This window comes from Stenotrophomonas sp. INTA L402-1 (genome assembly GCF_059295135.1).
In genome coordinates, this window is the sequence record NZ_JCAFWP010000001.1 from 241,259 (window position 1) to 259,687 (window position 18,429).

Genomic DNA, 18,429 nt, shown 5'->3' on the forward strand with positions numbered 1-18,429 from the left:
CGAAAGGTACATGTGCGCTGCACGCGCGCTCGACACCGACTTGCCTAGGGTGAACGCACATTCCTGAGTGACCACGCCCGTGAACCTGCAGACCTTGCCTTCAACGCCATACCGCATGCTTGCCGACAGCTGCCAGTTTGAGCTGCTGGATGTGGATGCCCTGCAGGATCCGGCCAGTGGGCGCCTGCTCCACCTGTACTCGCTGGTTGCGCGCTGCCTGTGCTGCGAGACGGTGTTCAAGGCGGAAGAGGGGCAGGGACTGGTCAGCCACACCGCCGCGCGGGTGGTGCGATGCCCCACGGGTTGTGGCCAGCAGGCGTTCAAGCCGGCATTGCTGCGTGCCTGGCAGCCGCAACGCGTCGCACAGGCCTGAGAGCACTGATACTGGCTCACAGCACCCCGGGATTGGCGCGCCACACCGCGAAGTTCAGCGCCGAGGCGAACGATATCCAGGCCAGATAAGGCAGCAGCATCACCGCCGCACCGCGATGGATGCGTGCGAAGGCAACGATCGTTGCGCAGACCAGCGTGATCAGTACCAGGATGTCGACGAAGGCCAGCGCTCCCAGCTTCCAGCCGAAGAACAGCCAGCTCCAGAGGGCATTGACGGCCAGCTGCACCAGATAGAGCACCAGGGCCGGTTGCGCGTTGCGCCAGCCGCGTTCGCGCCAGACCAGCCACGCCGCAACGGCCATCATTGCGTAGAGCAGGGTCCATACCGGGCCAAACACGTTGGCAGGCGGTGCCCAGGTGGGCAGGGCGAGGGCAGCGTAGAAGTTGGCAGCGGATGTGGATGCCCACGCACCGACTCCCGCCGCCGCAAAAGTGACCACGCCCCATCCCAGAAGACCCAAAACCTGTGAACGCCGCTTCATTCCGTACCGCTCCTTCATGCCTATATCCATGCATACGAACAGAAGCGGCGCATGGATGCAGGCCGGGTGCGATCAGTCTGAAGTGCCCCCGACGCTGCTGCCTTGGCTGGCCGGCAGCAGCGATGGCTGCTGATCGAACCATTCGCGCGCCTTGGCCAGGTGCCACTGGCGCTGGTCGCCATTGAGTTCGATGCCAGCGCCCAGCAGCCCCCAGCGGAGGTAGAGATCGCCACGCTTGCGCTGCTCCAGAAGATCCAGCCGCGCACGTACCGACAGGCGATCATTTTCGGCGTGCAGGCCGTCGATGAGCAGATGGCCCGGGCGCCAGCGCAGCATGGCCTGTGCATCGACCTGGCCGGAGTCGAGCAGCGACAACGTCCAGCGCGGGTAGTCGGTGCGCTTGGCGAACACGGCCAGCAAGGGGCGTGCATCGCTCAGGGTCAGATCGGCGGTAGCGTCCACCTGGAACGGGGACTGCGCGTCGATGCGGCCCCGCTTGAACACAGCACGGCCCTTCCACGCGCTGTTGGAATCGGTGCCCGCCACCTGCACATTGCGCAGCTCCACGGTGGTACCGGACAGATCGAAATGGCGCTGGTTGAAGTCCCCGCGGCGAAGCGTCGCGTTCACGTCGACATCGCCGCCCATGTCCAGGCCTGCAACCTTCGCGCTGGCGTTGCGCCCCTGCAGGCGCGCGGTGCCGTGGCCGACGCGGCCATCGGTGTCGAGCATGGCGTCGCCGCTGAGGCTGCCGGTGCCACGCAGCAGGCGCACCTGTTGAGAGCCAAGGTAGCGGTTGTAAGCGGCCAGGTCAGGGATGGTTGCGTCGCTGAAACGCAACCGCGCACGAACGCCCTTGCGTAGTTCCTGCAGGCGGCCATCGCCGGTGAGGTCCACGGCCAGGTCACGCCCGTCGAACAGCCGCACGTCCCGGGCATCGCCGGGGCGCGCGGTGAAGCGGCGCAGCCGGATGGCCAGCTGTGCCTGGTTGGGGCTGCCTGCCTTCAGCTCGCCATGCGCGCTGGCGGTGCCGGCCAGACGCACGCCGGCCACTTCGGCCACTGCTGCGGCCGAGGGAATATCCACTGTGCTGCCTTCGATCAGCTCGCCACTGCGCAGGCGCAGATCGGCCTTCAGCGTGCCGCCGCCGTCGAGCTGCAGCCATGGCTTGCGCACGAACAGGGCAGGGATCCAGTTGAGCGAGGTGAAGACCCATTCGGCACGCACGGTACCGGAGCTGCGCTCCAGCAGCTGGGCAGGGTGCTGGAACGGAATCTCGCGCCCGGTGATGTGCAGGTCGGCATCGATGCCGGCGACCGAATCCGGGCGCGGCGGCAGGCGGGCCTGCAGGCGCAGGTCGTTGGCCACATTGAGCTGCAGGGCCAGCACACCGCGATTGGGCGCGCCATCGCCGAGGAAGAGCGGCACCTGCCACAGCGCGTGGTCACCGGGTTGCAGCTGGCCGTCGATCATATGAACTGCCAGTTGCAGGCGTCCGGGCACGGGCGCGCTGGAGATCTTTGGCGTTGTGGCGTCCGTATCCATGCGCAGGCCCTGGCTGCGCGCGTCCACATCAAGTTGTGCATGCAGCAACTTCAACTTGGCCAGGCCGGGCGCCTGGTCGCGATAGTGGCGCGGATAGCTGAAACGCGCAGTCAGATTCATGTCGCCCAGCAGCTGCACGCCGTCATAGCTGGTGTCTGCTTTGCTGAACGAGACATCGGAATCGAACAGTTCGGACGGGCCGCCACGCAGCTGCTTGAGGAACCCAACCGTGCCTTGGCCCTTGCCGATGATCAGCAGCTTGCCGAGCCGTGCGCTGCGGATGCTGTCGCTGTGGATGGCGTCGAAGCGCAGGGTCCAGCCCTGATCGCTGCGCGGCGGTGACGGAATGGCGTCCTCGACGCGACTGATCTCGGCCGACACGCCAGTGGCCTGCAATCGCGGAACCCGCACTTCGCGGCGGAACAGGGGCAGGACTGCCAAGCGGGCGCTGGCACGCTCGGCGTGCAGTACGTAGACGGTGTGGTTGACGTGGCCGCGCATATGCACGTTCCAGGCAATGACGTGGCCCGGCAGCAGCGTGATGGCCGGGCCGGTCGTCATCACGAACTTGTGCGGCTTGCGGTTGGTGACCTGGTCGAACAGGGGCGTGTTGAGGAAGATGTTGCCGGCCAGCAGGTAGAGAACGTACACGCCAAGCAGGATGTAGCCAGCGACGCGCCATTGGCGGAGCCGGAGCGGGATGCGCGCGGGAATAGGGGGCATGTACTGTTCCAACGGCTGGAATTCACTCAACTATTGCGGAACCGATGGCGGTGGCGCGTGAAGCGCGTGCGGGGCGCTTGCTGGATTCTGCTAGTGTCCGCCTTGTGCATCACGCCACTCCGCGAGGAACCGCATGGAAATCCGACCCGCCAGCGCGGACGACTTCGAGACCATGTGGGTGATCTTCCAGGCCGCCATTGCGACGGAAGATGCGCTTCCGTTCGCCGGCACCTTCGAGGCCGGGACCTTTCGGAGCCATTGGTTCGGAGTGCAGGCGGCCTTTGTGGCCGTTCTGGAAGGGCGCGTGGTCGGAATGTACAAGATGGGCGCCAACTACCCGGACCTGGGCGCGCATGTGGCCAGCGCTACCTATGTGGTCGATCCCCGGGTGCAAGGTCGCGGCATTGGCCGGGCGCTGGTGGAGCACAGTCTTGATCGAGCCAGATCGGAAGGCTTCCTGGCCATGCAGTTCAACTACGTGGTCAGTTCCAATGCGCCAGCGGTTGAGCTGTACCGGAAGCTGGGCTTTGCCGTGGTCGGGACGCTACCGGAGGCGTTCCGGCATCGGTCGCTGGGGTTGGTTGATGTATATGTGATGCACCGGTTCCTGTAGACAGCGATATCGCTGTCCATCGGCTTCGGTGCGTCGGGCGGAATGGGATTGAAATGCCGTGGCGATGTGTACCGCCGACGGCACAGCTATCAGGCGAAGAGGCGCTCGATGTCCTGCTGGGCGTGCCGCAGTGCCTGTGCACGCGCATCGTCGCCCATTGCCAGACCTTCGGCCCGGATGAACTGCAGGTCGGTGACGCCGAGGAAGCCGAACAGGCTGGTCAGGTAGGTTTCGTGATGGTCCATGGCCGCACCCGGCACATCACCGGCGTACATGCCGCCGCGGGTGGAGGCGATAAGCACCCGCTTGCCGCCCGCCAGGCCTTCCGGCCCCTGTGCGGTGTAACGGAAGGTCTTGTCGACAATCGCAATGCGGTCGATCCAGGCCTTGAGCTGGCTGGGAATGCTGAAGTTGTACATCGGTGCCCCGATGATGACGACATCCGCCTGCAGGAAGGACTCCAGATCGTTGGCACCGAGCGCCACGTCCTGCTGCAGGGCATCGGCTTCGATGGGGGCGCCCTGGGCAGCGGCAAGGTGGGGCGGAGCAAGGTGGTCGACCGGTGCCAGGGCGAGGTCGCGGTAGGTCACGTTCACGTCGCCATGCTGCTTGCGGGCAGCTTCGATGAGCTGGGCGGTGAGCTGGCGGCTGACCGACTGCTGGCCGAGGATGCTGGAATCAATATGCAGGAGCTTCATGGCGGTTCTCGTAGTGGGGGGGTAGGACGGGCCCGGCGAACGCACTGCCATGGGCCACGCCTGCACTCTATTTCCGCGCATTGGGCCCCACTAGCCGGTCGCAGCGGATTTCATTCGTCCACGGATGGGGGCAATCCCACTGCGGGTGGATTCGTCCATGAATGGACGGGTGAATTCCCCCTGGGTCGGCTAGTGGGCGATGGAAGGGGCACCTAGAGTGCGTCCCGCTGGAAATGATGATGTCGTCGTTCCTGCCGCTGCCACCGTCCCTCTTGTTTCAACCTTGTTTCAACACGCCTCCAGGAAATGCAGACATGTCCTCTTATTCCACAACCACCTTTGGTGCCTCGTCCTCCACCCGCCTGCAGGGCGCAGTCGAACTGTTCGGCCGCCTCCTGCTGGTCGCACTGTTCCTGCTGTCGGGATTCGGCAAGCTGAGCGCCTACGAGGCCACGGCGGGGTACATGGCCTCGGTTGGTGTTCCCGCGCTGATGCTGCCGCTGGTGATCCTAGCGGAGATCGGTGGCGCGCTGGCGATCATTGCCGGCTGGCAGACCCGGATCGTCGCCGTGCTGCTGGCGGGCTTCACCCTGGCTACCGCCTTCCTGTTCCACAACAACGTCGCTGACCAGACGCAGATGATCATGTTCCTCAAGAATGTATCCATTGCTGGTGCATTCCTGATGCTGGTCGCCAACGGCGCAGGCCGATTCAGCCTGGATGCGCGCAAGGCCCGATGAGGGCAGGGTGCTGCGCCGAGCACGGCGACACCATTTGCAACACAATGCAGGGACCTCCGAACCGGAGGTCGTCTGCATGGAGACCACGGGTGATCGATCTCAATGATGTGGCCCTGTTCGTACAGGTGGCCAAGGCCGGCAGCTTCGCCGAGGCCGCCCGCCGGATCGGCATGCCCTCCAATACCGCCAGCCGGCGCATCCAGCAGCTGGAAGAGCAGCTGGGTGTCCGGCTGCTGCATCGTTCCACCCGCAAGCTGACCCTGACCGATGCCGGTGAGGGCCTGTACGCGCGCAGCGTGGAGCAGATCGAGGCGCTGGCGGACGCTACCCTGGAGCTTTCCGAGGGTAGTGAAGTGCCGGTGGGCAAGGTGCGCGTCGCCGCGCCGGTGGACTTCTTCAACTGGTTCCAGCTGGAGTGGGTGCAGTCATTCCTGCAGGCCCATCCGCGGGTGCGCCTGGAGTTCGTGCTCAATGATGCGCGCGCCGACCTGGTCGCTGACGGCATCGATGTTGCGATTCGTGCAGGTGCAGTCACCGGGCCAACACTGATCGCGCGCCGGGTGGGCAACAACCGTGCCGTGCTGGTGGCCAGCCCGGCCTACCTGGAGGCACGGGGAGCGCCCAGCGCACTGGAGGACCTGTCCACGCACGACTGCATCGCCGTGCCCTCGGGCTCAGGGCGCACGCAGTGGCGCTTGATGGGGCCGGATGGCCCCGCCGAGGTCGAAGTGCGCGGGCGATTCAGCGCCAACTCGGCCTTGGCCTTGACCAAGGCCTGCGTGGCCGGCATGGGCATCGCGCTGCTGACCGAGGCGATGGTGGCGCAACCGCTGCGGGAAGGGACGCTGGTCCAGGTGCTGCCCGACTACCGTATTGATGGCCTGGAGCTGTTCGTGGTCTACCAGAGCCGGCGGCAGTTGCCACGCGCCGCCAGCGCGTTTGTCGACTTCGCCACGACCCATCTGATGCATGGCAACTGGTAAGCACCTGAGCGGGAGGCGCTGCCGCTTCCACGCGTGGCAGCTATTGCTCCAGCGATGGAGGAATGAAATCCGAACTGGCGGGCTACTGCCATGAGTGCTCAGTGCCTACCTTGGGCGTAGGACGTCGTCGCGACGTTCGAAACCTGCTTCCAAGGAGACCACGCCATGCTTGCCGTCCACCCTTCCGAATCCACCGCGATCTCTCCGGTCGCCTCCGTGCGCCGCATCGTGCATCGCACCCGCGGCCGCAGCCACGGGCCCATCACCCGGCTGGTGAGCCCTTCCGATCTGGGCGAACGTCTCAAGCCGTTCGTCTTCCTCGATCTCATCGACGCCCGCGATCTTTCGCGCGCCGAAGCCCCTGCGCTTGGCCTGCATCCGCACTCGGGCATCGCCACGCTCACCTGGCTGCTGGAAGGGACCGTCGACTATGAAGACGACCAGGGGCGCCAGGGCAGTATCGAGGCCGGCTGGATGGAGTGGATGCAGGCCGGCAGTGGCGCTTGGCACGGCGGCGGATTCGGTGATTCTGATCGCTTGCGCGGTTTCCAGCTGTGGCTTGCGCTGCCGCCCGCACTGGAGTTGGGCGCGCCCTTCAGCCGCTACTTCTCTCCTGGCGAGATCCGCAGCGAAGGCCCGGTGACCGTATTGCTGGGAGCGTACGGCATGGCCCGCAGCCCCATCGATGCCCCGGCACCGATCAACTACGTTTCGGTGAAACTGCGGGCGGGAGAATCGTGGCGGTTCCAGCCGCCGCCGGGACATGACGTGGCCTGGGCCGCGGTGAGCGTGGGCTCGCTGCGTGTACCCGAAGCGATCGGTGCAGGTGAACTGGTGGTCTTCGAGGAAGGCGGCCAGGAGGTCGCGTTCTTCGCCCGCGAGGACACCGAGTTCGTGTTCGGTACCGCAGCACGGCATCCGTATCCGCTGGCAACAGGCTACTACTCGGTCCATACCAGCCCGCAGGCACTGGAGGCTGGTGAAGCGCGTATCCGGGAGCTGGGGGAGCAGATCCGGCTGGCGGGAGGCGCTGGCTGATGGCGTCGGCTCTGGAGCAGGGCAGGAGGGTGGGGCCCGGCTATCGTGAGTGGTCGCTACTGCTTCTGCGCACGAAGGCGGCAGCCAGCCGCAGTGCATCGTCGCTGCCGCGATCACCGCGCAGCGCGTGGACCAGCCGAGCGGGCGTGACGCCGGTCCATCGCACCAGGTCATGCGTGGCATGGGCCTGGTCGCTGTAGCCGTGGCGCGCAGCGGCGGAGGCGATGCTGGTGGCTTCTCCATCCAACGTGTGCAACAGAGCCTGCAGTCTGCATACTCGGGCATATTCTTTCGGCGTCATGCCCACGGCCGTCAGAAAACGCGACTGCAAGCCACGCAGGGACATGCCAAGCCGCCGCGCCAGTTCGGCGATGCGCAGGTCGCCTTCCGCTGCATCCAGCTCCGCAACGGCCTGTTCGATGCGCTCGTCCAGGGTGAAACTGGCACAACATTCCTGCAGCACCTGCCATAACGGCTCGGGCGTACTGCTTGCCGCGCTGGCGCGTGCGGCCGCACTGAAGGTCTCAGCAAAGGAGGCATCCAGCGTGTACAGGTCCGGTGCCTGGTCGCGAAGGCCGGGCAGGCGGGCACCGGCGATCAAGGCGCTTGCGGCCGGCTGCAGCCGCACGCCGATGCAGAACACCGGGCCGACGGCCCGCAGGCGGATCGGGCCGCATTGCTGTGCGGCGAAACAGAACGGCAGATCGGAACGGATCCGGCCATCTGCCCCGTGCAGATGCAGCGGCACGCCAAGTTCCGCCAGCAACTCGCACCGGCCATCGGGATAGATGACCTGCACCTCATGGCCTGGGGCTTCGTCCCGCAGCCACCAGAGGCACTGGACATGACGGCGCAGGTCGTCGGGGGCAGGGTGCTCGCGGTAGTCCATGCCGCATCGGACGTCATCCTGCGCATTTTTACAAGCGTCCCCGGGGCTGGGGCGCTAGCCTGCGTCCAACCGATCCAGGAGGTCAGGGTATGTTGAAGTCGACGTTGGTGGTGCTGGGCGCAGGGCTGGCGTTGGGAAGCAGTGCAGTCACCGCTGCTCCGGCCAGGTTCGACTGGTTGGCCGGGCATTGGTGCGGTGGTACCGAGGAGCGCAGGCTTGATGAGGTGTGGCTGCCAGAGGCAGGCGGCGCCTTGCTTGGTATGTCGCGCACGTTGAGCCGCGGCGATATGGAGTCATTCGAGTACATGCGTCTGGTGCCTGCAGGCAAAGCGGCTGGCCTGCATGTGCAGCCAAATGGCGTGGCGGCAACCGCGTTCGTCATTGCCGAGCACGGCGCGAACTGGGTGGTGTTCGAGAATCTGCAGAATGACTTCCCGAAGCGCATCGAGTACCGGCGTGATGGAACGTCATTGCAAGCGAGCATTTCGGGACCGGGAGATGATGGGAAGATCCTGCGTATTCCGTTTGACTATCGACTCTGCAACTCATGACGTCGCGACGAATACTCCTACTGCCGCGGTAGCAGGGGAGGCGGGAACTGGACGTCGCCTGAGACCCGCATTCTCCGAACATGAATCCAAGCAGATGGAAAAGAAAGGCTTCCATGGATCGTATTGACATTGCCACGCTGTCAGCGCTGAAAGTAGTTGATGTGCCAATTAGCCAGGCAATCAACGTTCACACATCTGATCTGGCGAGGCCGGCCGAGGCCGGATGCCACGGTCAGTCGTTGGCACGCAGCTGGTCAATTTTCTATGGAGAAAGATCCCCATGTTCATCAAAAATCTTCTTGCATTCGGCATGGCCGCCATCGGTACGACCGCGCTGCCATCCGCGGCGTCCGAGAGAGCGCTGAGAGGGCACTTCGCACTTCCGGGATCAACCGAGAAGGTGACTGCCGAAATTTCCATTGAAAAAACGGGCCCTCTTTCCCGTGAGTTACTTATCACATTCTCCGAAAAGACCACGGGTAAGCGCATAACGAAGTTCGAAGAGGAGTTGACGCAGGATCTGCATGTTCTGGCAACCGACAGCAACTTCTCCAGCTTCCTGCACGAGCATCCGGGCAAACCGGAGCCGGATGGTCGCTTCCGGGTGGCGATGAACTTCCCGAAGCCGGGCCTTTACCATGTTTTTGCTGACGCGGTTCCTGCTGGGCTTGGACAGCAGGTGGTTCGCTTCGACGTTTCAGTGGATGCAGCAACCGGCGCCTCTGGAACCGAGCCTCCCCTGTCATCCAGTGAAGGAGCCGACGGCCCCTATACAGTGCAACTGGATCAGAAGGGGTTGCAGGCGGGCAAGGAGAGCATGCTGAAACTAACGGTTCTCAAGGACGGAGAACCTGCCCAGGACCTGGGCCTGTACCTTGGCGTCCCGGCTCACGCGGTGTTCGTCGGAACTCATGACCTTGCTTACGTCCACGCCCACGCAATGTCGATCAATACACCCGAGGGCGCGCACGGTTCCCACAGAGCAGGGCATGTTCAAGCTGGCCCTATCCCAGCACAGATGATGCTCCACGCGAATCCTCCTAGACCGGGCCAATATGCGCTTTGGATCCAGTTCATGGGTAGCGGTGAGATCCGAACGGTTCCGTTGGTCGTCAATGTTGCTGAGAGTTCCTGAGACGAGCCGGGGTCTTGCTGAAGCAACGCTTTGACAGGCCCTCTGTCGCGGCAGGTTTGAGCGTGGCCGGATTGCCTAGATGCACGTTGCTGGAAGCTACGGGCCCAGTTGGCCAGTCACCCAAGCGAACGCTTGCCCTGACCTGTCGGCAGGGGGGTGCATCAACATTGATGCGCATACCTGCGCGCATGATTCCCACTGTTGACTCTGTCAACGTTGTAAGTCTGACACTCACCATCAATCGCAATTGGCGAGCACTTGATACTTGGAAGTCTCAATGCAGAAGAACATACCTGACCCGAAAAGATGGGCCGCTCTAGCTCTTCTTTGTACTGCCCAATTTATCGTTATTCTTGATACATCCATCATCGGCGTGGCCCTACCCGCAATGCAGGCTGAACTGGGCTTCAGCGCCAGTGGGCTTAGCTGGATCTTCAATGCCTATGTCATCGCATTTGGCGGTCTGCTGCTCCTGGGCGGGCGACTGGGTGACCTCTTCGGTGCGCGGAGGATATTTGCGAGCGGCTTCTTCATACTTACCGCCGCATCCCTGGTAGCGGGGCTGGCACAAAGTCAGGAGATGCTGCTTGCCGGCCGCGCCTTGCAGGGCGTTGGCGCCTCACTCATCGCGCCGTCCGCATTGATGATCCTCATGCGTCTTTTTGGACACAATGGTGCCGAACTTGGCAAGGCATTCGGCTTCTGGGGTGCCGCTGCTGCTGCCGGCGGATCTGCGGGTGTGTTTCTAGGTGGCGTCATCACCGAATGGCTGACTTGGCCCTGGACCTTCCTGATCAATGTACCGCTCGGCCTGTTGGTGCTCGCCTTGATACCGGCTGTGCTCCGCAAGTCTCCGCGCAACGCCGGCGCAGTTGATTGGTTTGGGGCGATCAGTGTGACGACTGCGCTTGTCAGTCTTGTCTTTGCCATCGTTACCATTGAAACGGCTGGATTCTATTCTCCGCAGGTTCTGGCAATGCTGGGTGTATCACTCGTTCTGTTCGCCGTCTTCTTGGTCGCGCAGTTCGTGAGGCGCGAGCCGCTTCTTCCCATGAGCATCTTCAAAGCACGAAACCTGGCGGCGGGCAACCTTGTAATGGCGCTTCTTGGCGCCGCTTGGATTCCACTTTGGTTCTTCCTGAACCTCTACCTCCAGCAGATCCTTGGTCTCTCTGCGCTAGCCAGTGGCTTGGCACTTCTGCCGATGACCGGCACGATCATGATCGTGATGGTTGGCCTTTCCGGTAGGCTTATTGGGCGGTTTGGCGTGAAAGCAAACCTTGTGATCGGATTGGTGCTTATGGGTGGAGCGCTCCTGATGTTTGCGAATCTGCCGCCGGATGGTTCATTCGTGACGCACGTTCTTCCTGCTTCTCTCCTCGCCGCGTTCGGGATGGCCTTGGCGTATATTCCGACGACAATGGCAGGCATGGCTGGCGCCAAACCCGAGGAAACCGGCCTGGCTTCGGGCCTGATCAATACAACCTACCAGATTGGCTCTGCCATAGGTCTCGCTACTATGGTTGCGCTTTCTACATGGGGCTCCAGCTCTGTTGCAGGCCAAAGTGCGGAAGGTACGCTGACGGGTTTCCAGGCTGCGTTCTTGGGTGCGGCAATTGCTGCCGGCCTGGCCGCTCTGGCTGCAGTGGTGCTCATTGGATCCAACGGTTCGAAGAGGGATGTGCCAGTGGGCTAGATGGGCTGAGGTCAGCGGATGCGGTGCGTCCGCTGACTCAACCATGATGAAATCGGGAGGGCTTCAATCAAGCTTGGATCCAATGGATCCAAGCAGGAGGGGGCGTAGCTGTGGCGGTCGAGTCCAATGGCTGAAGCCCATGACGCTGCAATGCGCGTACTGCCGGGTAGACAGGTGACTATCACCCTATCCTGGGAACAAATAGGATGCCGACTCCAGCCGAGCCTGATGGACCCATTCAGCGAGGGCGGCTCTTGTTGAGACGGTCAACTCGAACTGAACTGGCATGCCGGTCTTACGCTGCAATACGATAGCCCTCATTAGCAATGACCGCACCATGCGATACGTCTCGCAGTCGTAGGCTGATCAGATCGCAACCTCTCAGCTTTGTGTCGATCGCCAGGTTGAACAGCGCTAGGTCACGAGCACCTCCTGCAAGCTGTAGGCGCGCCCTGATCGACCAGATGTCACTGAGTGTGAGCGGCGCCTTCTGACCAGCGCCGCCGAAAGCGGCCGCTTCTGGATTCTGCGCCTCGCGCTTCCAGCGGGTTGGCAGGTTGTCGCGAATTCCCAGCTCCCGGGCCACCTGGGCGCAGCTGATGCCGGGCTGGTTCGCCTGCTCAACCGCACCGCGCTTGAACTCGGCACCGAACTTCCTACGCTTTGACATGAACACTCCTCATGGCCTGAATCGGCCTTCTTGTAAGTGTCCGTGAAAACGGGGTAGAACCCGATATATTGAGGGTAGGGGAGGGCTGCTCCCCGCTCCATGCCGAGCTGCGCTCCCCCTCCGAGATTGAGTAGCGCGTGGCGCAGCAAGTTCGGTGGCATGAGCGTGCCCGACGCCAAGCGGCTCAAGGACCTGGAGGCCGAGAACACACGCCTGAAGAAGTTGCTGGCCGAGCAGGTGTTCGAGAACGGCGCCCCCCACGAGGCGGTGGCCATCGACGTGGCGAGGGTGGCGTGGGCTCACGAGAAGGAAATTGCCCAGCGCCTGATCGAGCCCGGCAAGCCGAACCAATGCGTTTACGTTGAGTCCTTCAACGGGCGGCTGCGTGTTGATTGTCTGAACGAGCATTGGTTCCCGACGTTGCTCCATGCCAGGACCAGTATCGAAAGATTGCGGCGTGACTACAACGAAGAACGGCCTAAAGTCTCCGCCACGATGGCCGACGCGAAATCTTCCAGCAGCAGCTCGCATCCCTTTGGGGGTGACCAGTCGACCGCACTTAAACGAAAAGCCGACCTAAGGGGCGGTCGTTTCAGGGCACGCATTGATCAGGCTCCATGCCAACGTCGGAGCCGGGGACTGGGCAAGACCCGTGCCGGCCACCGCTGCAGGTAGGTGAACATAATATACATTATGCGAAATGCTGTATCGGGCATGATCCGGTTCGTGGGCTCGGCCTGGCAGTGGCTCCGGCTCTGGCTTGGCTCTGGTGACGAAGCAGGTAAATCTGTTACCTCGCGCCATGTAAAGGTGTTACTAGTTCGGAAGCAACGGAGGCTTCAGTCGCTGGACCGTGGCTCCTGGCGATCCATCGCCTTTGCTCTGTGGCAAACCGGGGTTCGCGTCTCTGTACATGGCAGCCTGGTGTCAATGCCGGTATGCTTGCCCTATGACCTGCTTAGTATCGCTCGACCCTCGAATACCGGCGTGATCGCTTCGATCGATCACGCCCCTGTTGCTCATGTTGGTCAGAGCGCCGGCTTTATACTCCGGTGAGAGCACGTGCCAGATAAGCGCGTACACATCGGTTCGATTCCGACCAGGGGCACCACCACTGAACAGGACTTCTTGTCCTAGAGGCAGGTGCAAGATGGTGATTCCCCGTTTCGACAGCCTCCCCCCAATCTTGGTCGCCGCCGCCCAAAAACGTGCGAGGTTGGCGGAGCATTGGCTGACGGCCGAGGAAGTATCTAGGATCGTCGATCCAGCCTATGAGAGCTCGCTGCCAACAGCGGCGACGAAGCTCCGCCAACAGTGGCGACTTCTCGCCGTATACATGGATCCGCCGTCATCCCACTACCGCTACCCCGCATGGCAGTTTGAGGAAGACGGTCAGCCCGTCAGCCAGTTGCATGACATCCTGACGGTCATGCGAGCAAAAGGGCCGTTTACACCGGATGATCAGGGGCGCACTACCGGCTGGGGTGAGGTCGAGTGGTTTATGAGTTGTCACGTTTTACTGGGAGGCGCGACTCCTGAGGAGATTTTCAGGGTCGATCCTGCAGCGGTCTTGCGCGCTGCGCTCATCGAATTCGATGAAGATGAATAGCCACTTTCGGTGCCTGAGCGTGAGTGGCGCCTGATTGACTTGGACAAGTCACCAGTAGCCGAGGGGTCGCAGCACGCCCCTATTGCTTTGGACGCTTCCGAACCGCAGGTGAAATAGCTCTTTTGGACCGCTTGAGTGCCACTTCAACCCGAGCCGGCAAGTTTTGAAGCGCTGAAAGTTGTCCCTCGAGAGCGTCACACTTCCCGCGCAGGATATCCGCAGACCGGCTGGCGGTTGCTGCCGCCGATTGGGCGGCCTGAATATCCTGACGCAGTTGCTTCTCAAGGGCCCTGTGTTCTTCGGATGTCTTGCTTAGCTGCGTCTGGAGTTCCTTCACCTCCTGGCGTGCTCGATCAACATCGTTTAGCGCCCGATTCTCGACAGATCTGACGTACTCGGTCCAGTCTTCTCGCTCAGATTTCGCCGTCTCCAGGGCGTCATGAAGCCGGACGTCGAGTTGCTGTCTTGCTGTCTCGGTACGGTCGGCTCTTCGACGCTCGAGGTCGCGCTGCTCTGCAAGTTCAGAGATCTGTAGCTGAAGCTGGTCGACCAGGTGCTGTAGCTCTGAAGCTTGGGTCGTTGCAATTCTCTCCCCGGTGATTGCAACGTCACGCACTGCGCGCATTTGCGCCAGCTCTTCAGCCGCAAGTCGGGAACTGGCCTCCAGTGCATCACGCTCGGCAGCCAGGGCCTGCTCGGACGATGCAAGCTCTCGACGGGCGGCCTCCTGGGCATGCTTCAACGCCAACTCCCACCATTGCCCGGCGAGTTCTGCCAACACCGCTGGTGCATCTTCCAGGTGCGGACGCGCTGGCTGCAGGCGCGTGCCAAGTCGGTTCCACCATGTCTCCAGCCAGCGGGTCACCGTGTTCGGCGAGCCTGTTCCCAGGTGAGCCCGGATCCGCTCGACGGTTGGGCGTTCGCCCTTGGCGACCAACTCGTCGGCGGCGGTATGGACGTCAGATTCAGTGATGCCGCGGGCCATGCGAAGTCTCCTGTACTGGCACCCTACTCTGCTGATAACGTACTAGCGATAAGTGATGATTATCGAGGGTATGGTCTTGTTGCTGTAGCGTACATTACATAGTATGAAAGATATCTCTACAATTCCCATGTCCGCCGCCACGGCCACCCAGCTTGGCGCTGCCCGAACAGTTGGCCCAGCAGGCGGCCGATGCGGTCCGCGAACTGCTGGCCGAAGCTTCCGCCGAGAACACCACCCGCAGCTACACCAGCGCCCTGCGCTACTGGGCCGGCTGGCATGCGGCGCGCTACGGCATCGAGCTGGCCTTGCCGGTACCCGAAGCCACCGTGCTGCAGTTCGTGGTCGACCATGTGCAGCGCCGCTCGACCGACGGCGAATTGGCATGGGAGCTGCCACCAGCAGTCGACCAGGCCTTGGTGGCCGCTGGCCTCAAGGCCAAGGTCGGCCCGTGGACCCTAGCCACCGTGCGCCATCGCGTTGCCGTGCTGTCCACCGCGCACCGACTCAAGCACGTGGCCAATCCCTGCGAGCAGCCGGCAATTCGCACCGTGCTCAGTCGCGCGGCGCGCGCCGCGGTCAAGCGTGGCGAGCGCCCCCGTAAGAAAACTGCGATCACCCTGGGCGAGCTGGAGGCCATGTTGGCCACCTGCGACGACAGCCTGGAAGGCATTCGGGATCGCGCCCTACTCTCCTTTGGGTTCGCCAGCGGTGGCCGTCGGCGTAGTGAGATCGCCGCGGCCGACCTGCGCGACCTGCGTCGGATCGGCGAGGCGGGCTACATCTACCGGCTCGAGCACAGCAAGACCCAGCAGGCCGGCGTTACCGCCACCTCGACGCCAGACAAGCCGGTATTGGACAGGGCCGCTCTCGCCCTGCAGGACTGGCTGGAGGCGTCCAGAATCACCGAGGGGGCCATCTTCCGGCGGCTCTGGAAGCAGCGCGTCGGCCCTGCCCTGTCCCCCGCTGCGGTGGGTGAGATCGTGCAACGGCGAGCCCGCCTGGCCGGGCTGGAGGGGGATTTTGGTGGACACAGCCTGCGGTCAGGGTTTGTGACCGAGGCCAGCCGCCAAGGCGTGGCGCTGCCGGCGATCATGCAACTGACCGAGCACCGTTCGGTGTCGAGCGTGGTGGGATACTTCCAAGCCGGCGGAGCCACAGCCAATCCAGCGGCGCGACTTTTGGAGGACGACAAGGGCGCGGCGAAGGCATGACTATCCATCGCCGAAATTCTTTCGTGGACTGAGGCCGCGCAGTCACCGTCCGCTGACCCGATCAATCAAAGATCTTTCCCCGACTTACCGTTTGGTCGGACAATTGAACTGCGCCGGCAACTCAGCCGAGCAATGATATCCGCCCACGCCAAATTATAAGGATTTACTCGTGCCAACTAATGCGAAAGTCCTCGAAGCGGTTGCGAAAACTGGGTTTGTTCTTGAACACGAGGTGGTGACAGCGCTACAGAAGGCAGGCTGGAAGACTATCAATGGAAGCTATTACATTGATGACGTAAGCAATCAGGCGCGAGAGCTCGATGTTATCGCCTACAAGATAACAAAAATGGACGATGTACACGTACTCACTTGCGCTCTGATCAGCTGCAAAAAGATCGCAAAGGATGCCGCAGCCTTTCTTTCGCGCAAGCGCCCAGCCAAGGACCCAAATGCTGACTGGGAGCCTGCGCCACAGGCCACGAGACTGCAGCCGATGAAGGCCCATCTCTCCAGCTCGAACTGGAAAGATCGCTATTTTTCATCGATGAGCCCCGCCGTTAGGACGATGCTAGTGGCGGCTCGGGACGTTTTTGCATTTCAGATGGTGGGCAATGAGGGGCAGGCTAACAATGACAAGCCTTACTACGACTCTTTTACCAGCCTAATCAAGGCTCTCGATCACGAACTCGGAAAGCGGGCTGGGGGCGATATGGCGCGAAGGAAGAGGATCTACAGCTACTCACTGCATGCAGTCTTTGATGCTCAAATGGTGGAAGTTCAATTCAATGAAGACAGGAAGCAAGTGCGCGAGGTCGATCGCATCACTTGCTTCGTTCGATATATGGTGAGAAGGAAAGACACGGCTGCGTCCGTGCATTTCGTGCAATCTTCCGCACTGAAGCAATGGATTGGCGATATCGATTTGCTTCACTCGCATAATGTTAAGTTCTTCTCAAATGAGGTCGGCAAGAGCTTTGAGGCCATTGCGACTTCATCTGAAGTGCGCAGTTACTTCAAAGAAGAAATGGGCTATATGCTCAGGCACTATTTGAGCAAGGCGGCTTCGAGGCTGAGAATTTCCATGCCAAGTGGGGAAGTCATCCTTAGCACTAACAAGCGGGGAATCGAGGTTTCGATGGATTTTTCTGAGAGTGATGCGGATAAGCTGAACAGTGACGCTGAGCTTCGAAGGGAGTTTGCAAGCATCTTTGAAAAAAGAGCTCGGTACAAGGGTGGGATAGAGGTCGGAACGTTCGACATACCATTCTAGGAGCTTGTCGCTTGCCATCGTTTCGCTTCAGCCGAGGGTCTTCAGGCAGATGCCTTTACCGAACCAATCCGGGCGCAGGCAATGAATGCAAGAATCCATCGAAGAGCCTCCTATCAGTCGGTGAGTCCAAGATCATAGCAAGTTGGCCAATGTTGTCCTGGGTAGCAAATGCACGGAGCGACGTAATCGTGCGTCCGATTTGATCAAGCCTAGAATCTATGCCGCTGGTCGCTTTATCAAGATGGCGAGCTTCTTTGTCTGAAATTGTGCTTAGATCGCACTCTGCCAGTCTATTGAGCGTCGGGTCGAGCTCGTTGAGCAGTTCCCTAAGCGTCTCCGCCTCGTTTAGTGCACTCACGCTACTGATGCGTCCAACAATCTCACTGACATAGTACGGCATGTCCCGCCTAGCCAGCCCCGACTCAATGGCAAATTCTCGCTCTTGAGGGGTCGCCTTTCTATTCTTGGTTATCGCACCGTCTCCGATACGCATCATATTCCTTACCGCATCGGCTATCTGCCGCGGAACACCTGATCCCCTCAGACCCATAGTAGCTCTGTAAAGTGGTTTCGCGTGGTCCCGCATGGAGCGAAACTGCTCCAGGACCGCCGGCAGCCTACTTTGAAGTGCCTCCAGCCTTTCCCTTCTCTCCTTAGCCTTAAGATCTCTGTCGAACGCTCTTCGCAAGTTTGTAAACGTAATTGAGAACGCCCGCTTACCGCAAATGCTTCCAATGTTTGTGACGCTTCCACTAGTAGTAGTTACTACGTATCCATTGCCGTGGGGCTGTTTGCAGTTCTTGAGACCACACGCTTCTCTCGTTTGAAATGAGTAGACGCCAATGATCTCCCTAAGCTGGACTGACTTAGCGTCAAGCACTTTGACATAGCCAGGTGTCTCATAGAGCTCATCCCAAGAACTAAGACGAATTAGGCTTCTATCGAAACTTAGAGTGATCATTCGGCTTGAGCCTAGGTTAAGTTGAGTCGAGGGCGCTCTGGCAAGAGCGGCAGCAGGCATTGACTGAACAATCAGTGTGTCTGCTGCAGTTGCAGATTCTATTCTAGAAAAGCGGTTCCCACCCACCAAGCTGACCGTCGTTAGAGCCAACGCCCAGAAGGGTGGCCGCATGAGCTCTTGGTGGAGTGCGTGTTTTCGTTTAGTTGGACAGGCCCGGGCCGCCGTGGACAGAAGTAG

At 61.5% G+C, this 18,429-nt stretch carries 17 protein-coding genes, 1 tRNA gene and 2 pseudogenes; 13 read left to right on the top strand and 7 right to left on the bottom strand.

The genetic code is table 11. The annotated features are described in order from the left end of the window. Positions 1-79: 79 nt before the first annotated feature. Positions 80-373: a hypothetical protein gene (locus AC5O77_RS01065; protein WP_032127324.1), complete on the top strand. Its 294-nt coding sequence runs from the start codon at positions 80-82 to the stop codon at positions 371-373. A gap of 16 nt (positions 374-389) precedes the next feature. On the opposite strand, the gene AC5O77_RS01070 is transcribed toward AC5O77_RS01065, so the two are convergent. Both AC5O77_RS01070 and AC5O77_RS01075 read right to left on the bottom strand, forming a co-directional pair. Then, positions 390-875, bottom strand: coding sequence for a TspO/MBR family protein (locus tag AC5O77_RS01070; RefSeq protein ID WP_478057330.1), 486 nt, complete (start codon positions 873-875; stop codon positions 390-392). Between the two features lie 72 nt (positions 876-947). Next, positions 948-3,143 carry an AsmA family protein gene (locus AC5O77_RS01075; protein WP_494506331.1) on the bottom strand — a complete coding sequence of 732 codons (2,196 nt, stop codon included), beginning with the start codon at positions 3,141-3,143 and terminating at the stop codon, positions 948-950. Between the two features lie 133 nt (positions 3,144-3,276). Here AC5O77_RS01075 and AC5O77_RS01080 point away from each other — a divergent pair, with 133 nt between their 5' ends. Beyond that, entirely contained in the window at positions 3,277-3,756 is a 480-nt protein-coding gene (locus AC5O77_RS01080; protein WP_478057332.1) for a GNAT family N-acetyltransferase, read from the top strand. A gap of 89 nt (positions 3,757-3,845) precedes the next feature. On the opposite strand, the gene AC5O77_RS01085 is transcribed toward AC5O77_RS01080, so the two are convergent. Next, positions 3,846-4,454 carry an FMN-dependent NADH-azoreductase gene (locus tag AC5O77_RS01085; protein WP_478057333.1) on the bottom strand — a complete coding sequence of 203 codons (609 nt, stop codon included), beginning with the start codon at positions 4,452-4,454 and terminating at the stop codon, positions 3,846-3,848. Positions 4,455-4,693: 239 nt separating this feature from the next. Here AC5O77_RS01085 and AC5O77_RS01090 point away from each other — a divergent pair, with 239 nt between their 5' ends. From AC5O77_RS01090 to AC5O77_RS01100, 3 genes are all read left to right on the top strand, one after another. Next, the gene (locus AC5O77_RS01090) at positions 4,694-5,194 is read left to right on the top strand and encodes a DoxX family protein (protein WP_478057334.1); all 501 of its coding nucleotides are present in this window, start codon (positions 4,694-4,696) and stop codon (positions 5,192-5,194) included. A gap of 89 nt (positions 5,195-5,283) precedes the next feature. Next, positions 5,284-6,177 (top strand): LysR family transcriptional regulator, encoded by an 894-nt coding sequence (locus tag AC5O77_RS01095; RefSeq protein ID WP_478057335.1) that lies wholly within the window; start codon positions 5,284-5,286, stop codon positions 6,175-6,177. 165 nt (positions 6,178-6,342) lie between these two features. After that, on the top strand, positions 6,343-7,215 hold the full coding sequence (locus AC5O77_RS01100) for a pirin family protein (RefSeq protein ID WP_478057336.1): 873 nt from the start codon (positions 6,343-6,345) through the stop codon (positions 7,213-7,215). 40 nt (positions 7,216-7,255) lie between these two features. On the opposite strand, the gene AC5O77_RS01105 is transcribed toward AC5O77_RS01100, so the two are convergent. Continuing rightward, the gene (locus AC5O77_RS01105; protein WP_478057337.1) at positions 7,256-8,104 is read right to left on the bottom strand and encodes a helix-turn-helix domain-containing protein; all 849 of its coding nucleotides are present in this window, start codon (positions 8,102-8,104) and stop codon (positions 7,256-7,258) included. 89 nt (positions 8,105-8,193) lie between these two features. On the opposite strand from AC5O77_RS01105, the gene AC5O77_RS01110 reads away from it, so the two are divergent. The 3 genes from AC5O77_RS01110 to AC5O77_RS01120 all read left to right on the top strand — a co-directional run bounded on the left by AC5O77_RS01110 (position 8,194) and on the right by AC5O77_RS01120 (position 11,486). Then, a complete protein-coding gene (locus tag AC5O77_RS01110) occupies positions 8,194-8,655 on the top strand; it encodes a DUF6265 family protein (RefSeq protein WP_478057338.1) in 462 nt (153 codons plus the stop codon). Positions 8,656-8,935: 280 nt separating this feature from the next. After that, positions 8,936-9,790, top strand: coding sequence for a DUF8832 domain-containing protein (locus AC5O77_RS01115; protein WP_277778739.1), 855 nt, complete (start codon positions 8,936-8,938; stop codon positions 9,788-9,790). A 277-nt stretch (positions 9,791-10,067) separates the two neighbouring features. Then, positions 10,068-11,486 carry a DHA2 family efflux MFS transporter permease subunit gene (locus tag AC5O77_RS01120; RefSeq protein ID WP_478057339.1) on the top strand — a complete coding sequence of 473 codons (1,419 nt, stop codon included), beginning with the start codon at positions 10,068-10,070 and terminating at the stop codon, positions 11,484-11,486. Positions 11,487-11,979: 493 nt separating this feature from the next. Here AC5O77_RS01120 and AC5O77_RS01125 read toward each other — a convergent pair. Beyond that, positions 11,980-12,156 (bottom strand): annotated as a pseudogene (locus tag AC5O77_RS01125) (transposase); the annotation flags it as partial. 138 nt (positions 12,157-12,294) lie between these two features. Here AC5O77_RS01125 and AC5O77_RS01130 point away from each other — a divergent pair. From AC5O77_RS01130 to AC5O77_RS01140, 3 genes and pseudogenes are all read left to right on the top strand, one after another. Further along, positions 12,295-12,639 (top strand): annotated as a pseudogene (locus tag AC5O77_RS01130) (integrase core domain-containing protein); the annotation flags it as partial. A gap of 525 nt (positions 12,640-13,164) precedes the next feature. Further along, a tRNA-Ile gene (locus tag AC5O77_RS01135) sits at positions 13,165-13,267 on the top strand. Positions 13,268-13,306: 39 nt separating this feature from the next. After that, complete coding sequence (locus AC5O77_RS01140) at positions 13,307-13,765, top strand: hypothetical protein (RefSeq protein ID WP_494506332.1); 459 nt, start codon at positions 13,307-13,309, stop codon at positions 13,763-13,765. Positions 13,766-13,844: 79 nt separating this feature from the next. On the opposite strand, the gene AC5O77_RS01145 is transcribed toward AC5O77_RS01140, so the two are convergent. Next, positions 13,845-14,750, bottom strand: coding sequence for a DNA-binding protein (locus tag AC5O77_RS01145; protein WP_494506333.1), 906 nt, complete (start codon positions 14,748-14,750; stop codon positions 13,845-13,847). A gap of 152 nt (positions 14,751-14,902) precedes the next feature. Between AC5O77_RS01145 and AC5O77_RS01150 the strand changes: the two genes are divergently transcribed. Next, positions 14,903-15,961: a site-specific integrase gene (locus AC5O77_RS01150; protein WP_494506334.1), complete on the top strand. Its 1,059-nt coding sequence runs from the start codon at positions 14,903-14,905 to the stop codon at positions 15,959-15,961. A gap of 169 nt (positions 15,962-16,130) precedes the next feature. Next, positions 16,131-17,231, top strand: coding sequence for a hypothetical protein (locus AC5O77_RS01155; RefSeq protein WP_494506335.1), 1,101 nt, complete (start codon positions 16,131-16,133; stop codon positions 17,229-17,231). A 55-nt stretch (positions 17,232-17,286) separates the two neighbouring features. Here the strand turns inward: AC5O77_RS01155 and AC5O77_RS01160 are convergent, their stop codons facing one another. Then, on the bottom strand, positions 17,287-18,111 hold the full coding sequence (locus AC5O77_RS01160) for a hypothetical protein (protein WP_494506336.1): 825 nt from the start codon (positions 18,109-18,111) through the stop codon (positions 17,287-17,289). Between the last annotated feature and the right edge of the window lie 318 nt (positions 18,112-18,429).